Genomic DNA, 11,382 nt, shown 5'->3' on the forward strand with positions numbered 1-11,382 from the left:
TGCATCGCGGGCAATTGCACCCTGCCCCATGCTCGCTATAGTGCCGCTTCCTATTCCAAGCGGGGACACATCATGACCACACCGCAAGTCGGTATCATCATGGGCAGCCAGTCCGACTGGCCGACAATGAAACTAGCCGCCGATATTCTCGACGAACTGGGCATCACCTACGAGAAAAAGATCGTCAGCGCGCACCGGACGCCAGATCGTCTGTGGGCCTATGGCAAGGCGGCAGCGGATCGCGGCCTTCAGGTGATTATCGCTGGTGCAGGCGGTGCAGCACACCTTCCGGGCATGATGGCGTCGAAAACCCGCGTTCCTGTGGTTGGCGTTCCTGTGCAGACCAAGGCGCTGTCGGGCGTTGATAGCCTCTATTCCATCGTTCAGATGCCCAAAGGCTACCCCGTTGCGACCATGGCAATCGGTGCGGCGGGTGCATCGAACGCTGGCCTGATGGCCGCTGGTATCCTCGCCCTCCAAGATGCCGATCTTGCTGCCCGCCTTGATGCGTGGCGCGAGGCGCTTTCTGCTTCTATTCCTGATGAGCCCGTCGATGAGTGATATGCTGAAACCTGGTTCGACGATTGGCATCCTTGGCGGTGGCCAGTTGGGGCGCATGCTCTCTGTCGCTGCATCGCGGTTGGGCTTTAAAACCCACATCTATGAACCCAGCGCGAACCCGCCCGCGGGCCATGTTGCGGACCGTGTGACCACTGCGCCCTATGACGACGCCGAAGCGCTCGCTGATTTCGCGGCTTCTGTCGATGTGATCACCTACGAGTTTGAAAACATCCCGACCGAAGCGCTGGACCTTCTCGAATCCGTGCGCCCAATTCGCCCGAACCGCAAGGCATTGGCGGTGTCGCAGGACCGCCTTGTCGAAAAAGCGTTCTTGAATGATCTGGGTCTGAAAACCGCACCCTTTGCGGCGGTCGATGATGAGGTTGATCTGGTCGAAGCCATCGCCGAGATTGGCACCCCCGCCATTCTGAAAACCCGTCGGTTCGGCTATGACGGCAAAGGTCAGGCGCGTCTGAAATCCGCTGATGATGCGGCCCAAGCACTGGCTGACATGAACGGTGCGCCGTCAATCCTCGAGGGTTTTGTGAACTTCACCCACGAGGTGTCAGTGATTGCCGCACGCGGCACCAACGGTGAAGTTGCCTGCTATGATCCGGGTGAAAACGTCCACAAGGACGGCATACTCGACACTACCACCGTTCCTGCGAACCTTACAGGCATGCAGAGCGTTGATGCGGTTCTCCTCGCTGGGAAAATCCTCAATGCGCTGGATTATGTCGGCGTCATGGGCGTTGAGCTGTTCGTCACCCCCCAAGGGCTGATCGTCAACGAAATCGCGCCGCGCGTTCACAACTCTGGCCACTGGACCCAAAACGGCTGTGCGGTCGATCAGTTCGAACAGCACATCCGCGCCGTTGCGGGCTGGCCATTGGGTGACGGCAAACGCCATTCGAACGTTGTGATGGAAAACCTGATCGGCGACGACGTGGACCGCATTCCAGAGATCGCCAAATCAGGCGATGCCATCCACCTCTACGGTAAGGCTGACGCAAAACCCGGTCGCAAGATGGGTCACGTGAACCGCATCACTGGTCCTGCGGGTCAATAAGCCCTTCGATCACGTCATAGACGACCTCTCCGCTCCGATCAAATTGGCCGTCTTTCAAAAAGGTGACAACCTCCGCGATGACTTGGGGGTTGTTCATCATAAAGGTGTGGGTCACGGGCAAAACCATGTGATCCGCGCCCTTCAATCGGGTCGACGCGACCGACACTTTGCCATCGTCGGGACCGTCGATTAGCGATGAATAGATCGGGTTCAGGCTCTGATCACCCGCGATTATCCCAACCTCAACGTTCAGATCCCCCAGCGATAGCGGAACGCTCCCCACCCCAGTGCCGAGCTGCTCTCCTGCAGGACCGTTGATCCACTCGAACGGCTCCCAATCGCCGAACACATCGACCAGTTCAGACCCTTGGTTCGGCGGGGCCAGCATCACAACGCGCCCCATATCAGCAGGCGTATGCCCCTGAAGCCACGCACGGATCAGAATGCCACCCATCGAATGGGTCACGAAATGAACCTTGCGAGCCCCACAAGCCGCCACATCATCGGTGATCTGACCGACAAGTTCCTCAATCGGTTGCTTGGTCGACGGGTAGCCGCGATTGACGACCTTATAGCCCTCGGCCTCCAACACCTCCCCCATCACAAACAGAGAGGCAGGCCCACGCGCCAACCCATGCAGCAGAACAACGCAGTCATTAGCCATGGCAGGGGCAGCGGCGAAAAGCAAAAGTGAGGCGAGTAAAGTTTTCATATACACCACATAAGCGCAAAAACGCATAATCCAATCAACCAGCTTGCGCGACGCTGCGGCACAGGCCACTGTAGCGCATGTCCAGATCAATCCGTCTTGCCACACGCGCTATTATTTTACACGAAAACAAATTGTTACTCGTGAACGCTTGGAAAAATCGCGATCACCTGTGGTGTGCACCCGGGGGCGGCGCCGAAGCGCATCAGAGCCTGCCTGCCAACCTATCGCGTGAAGTGCACGAAGAAACGGGGCTGATCGTTAAGGTAGGCGAGCCCTGCCTGATCAACGAATTCCACGACCCGAAGGGCGATTTCCATCAGGTTGACCTCTACTTCCGCTGTCAGATTATGGCGGGCGATCCCTTTGGCGACTGGACCGATCCCGAAGGAATCGTGAGCCACCGTCGTTGGGTCACACGTGAGGAAATGTCGAAACTCAGGGTAAAGCCCGATAGCCTCGCGGCGGTGGCATGGGGGGACGCGGACGCCCCACCCTATGACCCGCTAGAACCGATTATGCGTTAACGGCGGAGCGGAGTCTCCGATAGACGAATGGGCGTTCGGATTGCAGGAATGCCGTTTTCCATAACCTGCATCCCCCGCGCGACGACCTGCGGATCGGCAAAGACCTGATCGACCGAATTGATCGGCCCCGCTGGCACAGTCGCCTTTTCCAACGCCAACAACAGCTCGGACCGATCCCATCGCGACAGGGCCACCACGACCTTGTCCCGCAAGGGCACCCTATTCGCCACGCGCAGCGCATTGGTTGCAAAGCGCGGATCCTCCTCCAGACCCAGCACGTCGCAGAACCGACGGAATTGGCCATCGTTGCCGACGGCCACGATAATATCGCCATTCGACGTCGGAAGAACTTCGTACGGGGCGATGTTTGGATGCGCATTGCCCATACGGCGCGGCGCATTCCCCGACACGAGGTAGTTCATTCCCTGATTGGCCAGCACCCCAACCGCGCAATCGAGCAGCGCCATATCGACGTGCTGCCCGCGCCCCGTGGTTTCGCGAGCTTTCAGCGCGGCTTGAATACCGATCACCGAATAGAGCCCCGTGAAGATATCAGCAAAGGCCACGCCGACCTTTTGCGGCTCACCGTCTGGCGCCCCTGTGAGGTCCATCCAGCCCGCCATGCCTTGGATCAGGAAATCATAGCCCGCACGGTCGGCATAAGGCCCGTCCTGCCCGAACCCCGTGATCGAACAATAGACCAGCCGCGGATTGATCGCCGACAGACCCGCATAGTCGAGCCCGTATTTGGCCAGTCCACCGACCTTGAAATTCTCGATCACCACATCTGCGTCACGGATCAGGTCGATCACGATCTGCCGCCCTTCTTCGGTGCGGAAATCAGCAGTCACCACCGATTTTCCAGCGTTCGTCGCATGGTAATAGGCAGCGGTGCCGTCATCCATGAACGGTGGTCCCCAAGTGCGGGTATCGTCGCCGTCAGGGCTTTCGACCTTAATGACCTCAGCCCCGAGGTCGGCCAGAACCTGACCAGCCCAAGGACCAGCCAGAATCCGCGCCAACTCAACGACTTTCACACCGTTCAAGGGTTGCATCAGAAGAACGCCTGCAGACCAGTTTGCGCACGGCCAAGGATCAGCGCGTGAATGTCATGGGTGCCTTCATAGGTATTCACCGTCTCAAGGTTGACCATATGGCGGATCACACCGAATTCAGCCGAAATCCCGTTGCCACCGTGCATGTCGCGTGCGTGACGGGCCACATCTAGCGCCTTACCACAGTTGTTGCGTTTGATCAGGCTGATCATCTCTGGCGCAGCCTCAGCCGCATCCATCAAACGACCAACCTGCAAAGCAGCCTGAAGGCCCAGCGTAATCTCGGTCTGCATATCCGCGAGCTTTTTCTGGAACAGCTGGGTCTGCGCGATCGGTTTGTTGAACTGCTTGCGGTCCAGACCGTATTGGCGTGCCGCGTGCCAGCAGAACTCTGCCGCGCCCATAACGCCCCACGCGATGCCATAGCGTGCGCGGTTCAGACAGCCGAACGGCCCCTTGAGGCCCGACACATTGGGCAACAGCGCATCTTCGCCCACCTCAACGCCGTCCATGACAATCTCGCCCGTGATCGACGCCCGCAGGGATACTTTGTTTTCGATCTTCGGCGCCGACAGACCCTTCATCCCTTTTTCAAGGATGAAGCCTTTGATCTTACCATCATGCGCTTCGGACTTTGCCCAAACCACGAACACGTCCGCGATAGGCGAATTGCTGATCCACATTTTGGAGCCAGTGATTTTATAGCCATTCGCGGTCTTTTCCGCGCGGGTTTTCATGCCCGCAGGATCAGAGCCCGCATCGGGTTCGGTCAGGCCAAAACAGCCGATCCATTCGCCAGATGCCAGTTTCGGCAGATATTTCATCCGCTGTTCTTCGGTGCCGTAAGCGTAGATCGGATACATAACGAGCGAGGACTGTACCGACATCATCGACCGATAGCCGCTGTCCACACGCTCAATTTCCCGCGCAACAAGGCCATAAGAGACATACGACCCGCCTAGCCCGCCGTATTCCTCTGGCACGGTGACGCCCAACAGGCCCATCTCGCCCATCTCGCGGAAAATCGCGGGATCGGTGTGTTCGGTCAGGAACGCGTCCTTCACCCGAGGAAGCAATTTTTCGGTCGCATAGGCCCGCGCACTCTCTGCGATCATGCGTTCATCTTCGGTCAGCTGACCAGACATACGCAGCGGATCGGTCCAGTCAAAGGAACCAAGATCGGGGGCGTCTTTCGGCTTGAGTGCGGGCATGGGGGAAACCTTTCGTCTGAAGTTGTGCAGAGAGTGCCCGTAAGAGCGCCAAAAAACAAACGATTTAAAAATTGAATTTGATGAGTTATAGTCATGAACATGCGCCAAAGTTACACCCCATCCATTCCCGAACTGCAGTCCTTCACCGCCTGTGCACGGCTCGGCACAACGACGCTCGCCGCAGGGCATTTGAACCTCACGCAGAGCGCGGTATCGCGGTCACTTGCCACGCTTGAGGATCGTTTGGGCGTTGCCCTCTTTAACCGCGTCCGCAAACGGTTGGTGCTGTCCCCTGCGGGTCATGCCTTTCTCGACAAGGCCGAAGCCATATTGGCGCAACTCGATGATGCCTCTGTTGGCGTTATGGCCTTTGGTGGCCGTACATCTATCCTGCGGATCGCAGCCCTGCCCAGTTTTGTCCGCAGCTGGCTGATCCCGCGCCTACCAGGATTTACGGCGATTGCACCTGACATCAGCCTCGATATTTCTGCCCGCCTCGACCCCGTGGATTTCATCCGCGATCCCGTCGATCTGGCGATCATGCGCAAAACGCATCAACCTACAGGATCAACGGCAGAGATCATCTTACCCGAAAATCTGGTGGTCGTAGCCTCTCCTGCACTACTCAAAGGCGCATCCAATCTGTCGGATACCGACCTGCTGAACCTGCCTCTGTTGCAGCAATCCACCCGCCCGACCCTCTGGCTCGACTGGTTTCGCGATGGAGAGGCGGACCCGCGTCGGGCGCTACGAGGGGCGCGTCTCGACCACTTTGATATGGTGATTGATGCCGCGATTGCGGGACTTGGCGTTGGCATCGTGCCGCATGTTATTGCACGGCAATCGCTCGACCGTGGCACTCTGGTTCTGGCCAGCGGGCGAAAGTTCGAAACGGGCGATGCCTACGCCCTGATCCTTCCCGATGGTCAAGAGCCCAGCGCCGAGGTCAGGCTCTTTCGCGATTGGCTGCGGGCTGCGGTAAGACGTTGATCTGGCTTGCTCCTCTGCCACCACTCCGCAATAGTCAGCCCGAGGAATGGAGGCGGACAGCGTGACGGATTGGCTCTCACCAGCGGAATGGCAGGCGGTATCGCTGTCGCTGCGCGTTGCCTTTTGGGCAACGGTGTTGAGCCTCCCCATCGGGATATTCACCGCCTACGCATTGGCCCGCTGGTCCTTTGTCGGGAAGCAAATCCTGAATGGGATCGTCCACCTGCCGCTCGTCCTACCGCCAGTGGTGACGGGCTATCTGCTTTTGCTGACCTTCGGGCGGCGCGGCCCTGTTGGTGAATTCCTCGAACAAACGTTCGGGATCATCGTCGCGTTTCGCTGGACGGGCGCTGTCCTCGCGGCGGCGATCATGGCGTTTCCGCTTATGGTCCGCGCGATCCGTCTATCGATCGAGGCCGTGGACCCAAAACTGGAAGAAGCCGCATCAACCCTCGGCGCATCGCGGGTCTGGGTGTTCATAACCGTGACCCTACCCCTGATCCTCCCCGGTATTTTGGCGGGTTCCATCCTCGCCTTCGCCAAGGCGATGGGTGAATTTGGGGCCACGATCACCTTTGTGTCGAACATCCCTGGCCAGACGCAAACCCTGCCCTCTGCGATCTACGCCTTCCTGCAAGTCCCCGGCGGTGAAACCTCTGCCCTGAGGCTCGTTATCATTGCGGTGGTCATTGCAATGGGCGCCCTCCTCTTGTCCGAGGTCGTATCGAAACGCATCGCCGCTAGGGTGTCGGCATGACAGTTTCGGTTCAGATCACACACAAACAGGGCGATTTCACCCTTGATGCGGCATTTGACGCGCCTGATGGGCTGACGGTTCTATTCGGTCGCTCTGGCTCTGGCAAAACGAGCGTGATCAACGCCATTGCGGGCCTGCTGCGCCCTGACGCGGGGCGCATCGCGATTGGGGGGCATGTGCTCCAAGACAGCGCGACGGGCCTTTGGCTGCCGCCCCATAAACGGCGGATCGGTTATGTGTTCCAAGACGCGCGTCTATTCCCACACCTGTCTGTGCGCCAAAACCTCACCTACGGACAACGGTTCAGCGCGACGAAGGCAGCGATTGACCCCGTGGTGGAAATGCTGGGCCTTGACGATCTGTTGAACCGCCGTCCCGCTGCCCTCTCTGGCGGGGAAAAGCAGCGGGTTGCGATTGGGCGAGCATTGTTGTCTGGGCCAGAACTGATCCTCGCTGATGAACCTTTGGCGGCGCTGGATGAGGCCCGCAAAGATGACATTCTGCCGTATTTCGAACGGCTCCGCGATGAGGTGGGTATTCCGATTGTCTATGTAAGCCACGCCGCGGGCGAGGTTGCACGGCTTGCCACCACGGTGGTCATCATGGATCAGGGGCGCGTCAAACAAATGGGGCCAGCGGGCGAAGTCCTCTCTGACCCGTCGGTGATCCCTGTCGGCGTGCGCGAGGCAGGCGCGATGATTGAGGCGCGGGTTGGCGCCCATTCCGACGATGGGCTGAGCGACCTGTTGATTGGCGATCTGGTCGTGACCATCCCCAATTGCGGCCGTCAGATCGGCGATCTGGTCCGCCTGCGCATCGCAGCCCAAGACGTGATGATCGCCACCCAGGCACCCCAAGGGATCTCTGCCCTCAACGTCCTGCCTGCTACGATCAAATCGATCCGTATGGGTGACGGCCCCGGTGCGATGGTCCAGATGGAGGTCGGCGGCGCGACGCTTTTGTCACGGATCACCCGCCGTTCGGTTCAAACCCTCGGCCTAACCGCTGGGCAAAAAGTATTTGCAGTGCTCAAGGCGGTAAGCGTTGCGCGGTAACGGGCGTTAGCGGTATCAATTCGCGACACTTAGCACGAATAGGCACAGCATGACCCAGATCGGCACAGACGGTTTCAACGGCCATTGGATCAACGATCCCGTCCATCGGGCGTTTCTGGAAAACGACGCCCACGCGCAATTGGCGTTTTATCGCAAGGCGTTGCGTGCGGATGGGGCCTATGACGTTCTGGCCATTGACGGCACCCCTATCGCGGGGTCGGCTCAGCAGCTCCACAACACCACGCGGATGGTGCATTCCTATGCGCTGGCCTCGCTCTGGGGGGCGAAGGGGCACGACGACATGATCGACGCGGGCATGGCGTTCCTGTGGAACCAGCACCGCGATACGACACATGGTGGCTATGCCTACGGCCTAAAGGACGGCGCAATCGTTGATGACAAAAAGCTCGCCTATGGGCATGTCTTTGTCCTCCTTGCGGGATCGAGCGCAAAGAACATCGGCCATCCTGACGCCGACCGCCTGATCGCGGACGCGGCAGAAGTGCTGGACACGCGGTTCTGGGATGACGACGCGGGCCTGTTCTTTGACGAGTTCAACCGCGACTGGTCACCGTTTTCAACCTACCGTGGCTACAACGCCAATATGCACGGGGTTGAGGCGCTCTTGGCCGCATATGAGGCGACGGGCGAGACGCTGTTCCTCACCCGAGCGGGCCGCATCCTGTCGTTCTTTATGGAGACCATCGCGCCCTCGCATGACTGGCGGTTGCCAGAGCACTACACCCCAAATTGGACGCCCGATCTAACGTATCAAGGCGACCCAATGTTCCGTCCGCGCGGCACAACACCGGGGCATTCGTTCGAACTTGGCCGGCTTTACCTGCAGTATTGGGATTTGGCGGGCCGCAAGGATGATGGCTCTGTTGATCGTGCGCGTTCGCTGATCGAAACCGCGCTGAACGATGCGTGGGTTGAGGGCGGCGGGTTTGTCTACACCCTTGATTATTCTGGCGCGCCGCAGGTCACAGACCGCTTCTGGTGGCCGCTGACTGAGGCGATCGGGGCCATGGTATCACTGATCAAACTCGACGGTCGCGACAGTGACGAGGCATGGTATCGCCGTTTGTGGCAAGCGGCCTCGGACCTCTTTATCGACCACGAAAACGGCGGTTGGTTCCATGAGGTCGATGCAACTGGAAAACCTGCACAAAAGCAGTTCATCGGCAAGCCTGACCATTACCACGCTATTCAGGCGGATCTCTTCCCTCTCGACCAGAGGCTGACCCGCCTGTTTACCTAAGCGTTCAGAGGCGGAACAATTTCCCCGGTGCGTTTGGCCCTGCCTTGCAGCCCGCCAACTGCGCCATGTGCCATGCCAGCGCCTGATTGCTGCTGACGACAGGTTTGCCCAACTCGTCCTCTAGCGCGTCGATGATATCCATCGTGCGCAGGTTGGTGCAGGACAGGAAAACCGCGTCAACATCAGGATCGCGACCAATCTCTAGCGCGGCGGCGTGGATCGATTTGGGGTCAATGCGGGCGACGCGGGCCTCTAGTTCTTCGCCAAAGGATAGCGTCTTTGGCACCTCAAATCCTCGCGCGACAAAGGCATCCCTGATCGCATCTGCAACCGTGGCGATATAGGGCGATACGACGCCCAAACGCGTAGCCCCAAGCGCCCGCAATGCCGCGACTGAGGCCGTCAGAGGGTTCGTGACGTTCCGCGTCTTGGCCCCTTCGCCGACGAGGGCGGCCACGCGATCCTCGCCGATCAGCGTTGTGCCAGAGGTGCAAGCATATGAAATCGTGTCGAAATCCAGAGAGGTCGGGAACAGAGACGCCGCACCCGTGATGTGCCCCGCCATCTTCGCGATGGTATCTGGGTTCAGTTCTGCCCCCGCAGCCACACGACTAATATAGACCGCGACATCCCGTTGGGGGAACATGTGCCAAAAGTCCTGTTCGACCGTTTCGTCGGTGGACAATGCGATCAAACCGAGGATCGCTGTGGACCCTATCGGGCCCGTCAAATCATAGGGATAGGTTGTCATATCAAACCTCTGGCAAGAATTCTGGTGCACGGGTGGAGAGGAGTTCTGGACCCTCCTCGCGCAGGACGATGTTTTCCTCGTGAACGAGGATGCGGTTCGGGGCGATCTCAACCCCCGGCTCTAGGGTGAGCACCATACCTGCCCGCAGTTCAGTCGTATCAAGCGGGGTGAAGGACGGCCATTCCGTGAGAGTAATGCCCAACCCATGCCCAAGCCGACCACCACCAGCCGCGGCGCCCTTGTTCGTTATGGCATCGGTGAGGATACGGTGGACGTCCCGAGCCAGCATCCCTGGACGCAGAGTGTCTAGCGCAACATCAATCGAATGGGTCAGCGCCGCTTGGGCGCGTTTGACATCATCAGACGGTTCACCGACGGCATAATTGCGGTCGAAATCACAGAAATACCCGTCCTTCACCGCGCCCGTATCGAGCATCAGAATATCACCCGCCCGCAACGGTTCTGGCCCAGCGGGAGAGATCACATCGCCATAGCCGCCCTGCCCTGCGCCGCCTGCGGTATAGCTCACCCAATCCGCGCCTTCGTCCAAGAGAACCTTTTGGAAATCTCGGAATACTTGGTCGAGCGGTCTTCCAACGCCTGCGAACTCTGGCACGCGGGCAAAGGCGCGATCAGCGACGCCGCAAATGGTGCGGATTTTTGTAATTTCCGCCTCAGATTTCACCTCGCGAACGCGCTGGATGGTGTCGGTGCCATCTACAAACTGACGCGGCGCGATGCGATCCGCGATCCGCATAAAATCGCCCAACGGCAAACGGGCCGAGGTTTCCAACCCCATCGGGGTCGCGATCACACCGCCCGCAGGCACCAAATCGCAGAGCGTATCGGACAACAGCGAAACACCATCATCCACAGGATCAGGTGCAGCCCAAGTCCGAATGTCGTTGATCCACGTCCGCCCCATCAGATCGGACCCAATCGCGGGGATCACGGCAATCGGATCACCCTGCGCAGGCACCACGATGAACCACGGACGCGCGGGACTTTCCCAGAATCGCGTCAGGAACCCCGTGACGTAGAACACATCTGCGGGCGAGGTCAGCAACAGCGCGTCTTGCCCCGCTGCGGCCATCCGCGCTTGCAGTCGATCAACGCGACCACGGTATTCGCTGCGTGGAAAAATGAGAGAGCGGTCAGACATCTTCGGGGCCTTCGCTGAGGATACACATCACATGCGCATCAGGCCCGATCCCATCGATCCCCGCAATCAGCGCCGCCAATCCTGCCCCGCCCGAGGGGGTCGTGGCAAAGCCGTGCTGGGCCAAGACCGCGATGCCCTCAGCCGCCTCTTTTTCGGTCAGGGTCAGGAACGTATCGGCATCCCGCGACAACCCCGCGAGTGCAATCATCGAGGGGGTTTTGCAATCCAAACGGCCCATCTCTGACACGCCACCAGATGAGGTCACAAGTGCACC

Annotated in this window: 12 protein-coding genes and 1 pseudogene; 7 read left to right on the top strand and 6 right to left on the bottom strand. The window is 59.3% G+C overall.

The genetic code is table 11. The features are described from left to right. Nucleotides 1–72: 72 nt before the first annotated feature. On the top strand, nt 73–561 hold the full coding sequence (gene purE, locus AC1QQ2_RS01530) for a 5-(carboxyamino)imidazole ribonucleotide mutase (protein WP_067546314.1): 489 nt from the start codon (nt 73–75) through the stop codon (nt 559–561). Continuing rightward, entirely contained in the window at nt 554–1,630 is a 1,077-nt protein-coding gene (locus AC1QQ2_RS01535) for a 5-(carboxyamino)imidazole ribonucleotide synthase (protein ID WP_479711814.1), read from the top strand. The genes purE and AC1QQ2_RS01535 overlap by 8 nt, the downstream gene beginning before the upstream one ends. Here AC1QQ2_RS01535 and AC1QQ2_RS01540 read toward each other — a convergent pair. Beyond that, nucleotides 1,608–2,342: an alpha/beta fold hydrolase gene (locus AC1QQ2_RS01540; RefSeq protein ID WP_479711815.1), complete on the bottom strand. Its 735-nt coding sequence runs from the start codon at nt 2,340–2,342 to the stop codon at nt 1,608–1,610. The two genes, AC1QQ2_RS01535 and AC1QQ2_RS01540, sit on opposite strands and share 23 nt — an antisense overlap. A gap of 77 nt (nt 2,343–2,419) precedes the next feature. Between AC1QQ2_RS01540 and AC1QQ2_RS01545 the strand changes: the two genes are divergently transcribed. After that, nucleotides 2,420–2,866, top strand: coding sequence for an NUDIX domain-containing protein (locus tag AC1QQ2_RS01545; RefSeq protein WP_479711816.1), 447 nt, complete (start codon nt 2,420–2,422; stop codon nt 2,864–2,866). On the opposite strand, the gene AC1QQ2_RS01550 is transcribed toward AC1QQ2_RS01545, so the two are convergent. Further along, nucleotides 2,863–3,921 carry a CaiB/BaiF CoA transferase family protein gene (locus AC1QQ2_RS01550; RefSeq protein WP_479711817.1) on the bottom strand — a complete coding sequence of 353 codons (1,059 nt, stop codon included), beginning with the start codon at nt 3,919–3,921 and terminating at the stop codon, nt 2,863–2,865. The genes AC1QQ2_RS01545 and AC1QQ2_RS01550 overlap by 4 nt on opposite strands. Continuing rightward, entirely contained in the window at nt 3,921–5,132 is a 1,212-nt protein-coding gene (locus tag AC1QQ2_RS01555; protein WP_479711818.1) for an acyl-CoA dehydrogenase, read from the bottom strand. The genes AC1QQ2_RS01550 and AC1QQ2_RS01555 overlap by 1 nt, the downstream gene beginning before the upstream one ends. A 93-nt stretch (nt 5,133–5,225) precedes the next feature. On the opposite strand from AC1QQ2_RS01555, the gene AC1QQ2_RS01560 reads away from it, so the two are divergent. From AC1QQ2_RS01560 to AC1QQ2_RS01575, 4 genes are all read left to right on the top strand, one after another. Further along, complete coding sequence (locus AC1QQ2_RS01560; protein ID WP_479711819.1) at nt 5,226–6,122, top strand: LysR substrate-binding domain-containing protein; 897 nt, start codon at nt 5,226–5,228, stop codon at nt 6,120–6,122. 61 nt (nt 6,123–6,183) lie between these two features. Beyond that, nucleotides 6,184–6,879 carry a molybdate ABC transporter permease subunit gene (gene modB / locus AC1QQ2_RS01565; RefSeq protein ID WP_479711820.1) on the top strand — a complete coding sequence of 232 codons (696 nt, stop codon included), beginning with the start codon at nt 6,184–6,186 and terminating at the stop codon, nt 6,877–6,879. Continuing rightward, a complete protein-coding gene (gene modC, locus AC1QQ2_RS01570; RefSeq protein ID WP_479711821.1) occupies nt 6,876–7,934 on the top strand; it encodes a molybdenum ABC transporter ATP-binding protein in 1,059 nt (352 codons plus the stop codon). Before modB ends, modC begins: the two co-directional genes overlap by 4 nt. A gap of 49 nt (nt 7,935–7,983) precedes the next feature. Then, nucleotides 7,984–9,195: an AGE family epimerase/isomerase gene (locus tag AC1QQ2_RS01575; RefSeq protein WP_479711822.1), complete on the top strand. Its 1,212-nt coding sequence runs from the start codon at nt 7,984–7,986 to the stop codon at nt 9,193–9,195. 4 nt (nt 9,196–9,199) lie between these two features. Here the strand turns inward: AC1QQ2_RS01575 and AC1QQ2_RS01580 are convergent, their stop codons facing one another. The 3 genes and pseudogenes from AC1QQ2_RS01580 to AC1QQ2_RS01590 all read right to left on the bottom strand — a co-directional run. Continuing rightward, on the bottom strand, nt 9,200–9,946 hold the full coding sequence (locus tag AC1QQ2_RS01580; RefSeq protein ID WP_479711823.1) for a maleate cis-trans isomerase family protein: 747 nt from the start codon (nt 9,944–9,946) through the stop codon (nt 9,200–9,202). 1 nt (nt 9,947) lies between these two features. Further along, the gene (locus tag AC1QQ2_RS01585) at nt 9,948–11,108 is read right to left on the bottom strand and encodes a M24 family metallopeptidase (RefSeq protein ID WP_479711824.1); all 1,161 of its coding nucleotides are present in this window, start codon (nt 11,106–11,108) and stop codon (nt 9,948–9,950) included. After that, nucleotides 11,101–11,382: pseudogene (locus AC1QQ2_RS01590) on the bottom strand (PLP-dependent lyase/thiolase); the annotation flags it as partial. The pseudogene AC1QQ2_RS01590 and the gene AC1QQ2_RS01585, both read right to left, overlap by 8 nt.

Origin of the sequence: Aestuarium sp. (assembly GCF_023253315.1) — a bacterium.
Classification (GTDB): Bacteria; Pseudomonadota; Alphaproteobacteria; order Rhodobacterales; family Rhodobacteraceae; genus Marivivens; species Marivivens donghaensis.

Excerpts from the sequence above, each read along its gene's own strand:
- modC (WP_479711821.1), top strand. The coding sequence starts at position 6,876 with ATGACAGTTTCGGTTCAGATCACACACAAACAGGGCGATTTCACCCTT.
- AC1QQ2_RS01555 (WP_479711818.1), bottom strand. The coding sequence starts at position 5,132 with ATGCCCGCACTCAAGCCGAAAGACGCCCCCGATCTTGGTTCCTTTGAC.
- AC1QQ2_RS01535 (WP_479711814.1), top strand. The coding sequence starts at position 554 with ATGAGTGATATGCTGAAACCTGGTTCGACGATTGGCATCCTTGGCGGT.
- AC1QQ2_RS01540 (WP_479711815.1), bottom strand. The coding sequence starts at position 2,342 with ATGAAAACTTTACTCGCCTCACTTTTGCTTTTCGCCGCTGCCCCTGCC.
- purE (WP_067546314.1), top strand. The coding sequence starts at position 73 with ATGACCACACCGCAAGTCGGTATCATCATGGGCAGCCAGTCCGACTGG.
- AC1QQ2_RS01560 (WP_479711819.1), top strand. The coding sequence starts at position 5,226 with ATGAACATGCGCCAAAGTTACACCCCATCCATTCCCGAACTGCAGTCC.
- AC1QQ2_RS01585 (WP_479711824.1), bottom strand. The coding sequence starts at position 11,108 with ATGTCTGACCGCTCTCTCATTTTTCCACGCAGCGAATACCGTGGTCGC.
- AC1QQ2_RS01580 (WP_479711823.1), bottom strand. The coding sequence starts at position 9,946 with ATGACAACCTATCCCTATGATTTGACGGGCCCGATAGGGTCCACAGCG.
- AC1QQ2_RS01550 (WP_479711817.1), bottom strand. The coding sequence starts at position 3,921 with ATGCAACCCTTGAACGGTGTGAAAGTCGTTGAGTTGGCGCGGATTCTG.
- AC1QQ2_RS01575 (WP_479711822.1), top strand. The coding sequence starts at position 7,984 with ATGACCCAGATCGGCACAGACGGTTTCAACGGCCATTGGATCAACGAT.
- AC1QQ2_RS01545 (WP_479711816.1), top strand. The coding sequence starts at position 2,420 with ATGTCCAGATCAATCCGTCTTGCCACACGCGCTATTATTTTACACGAA.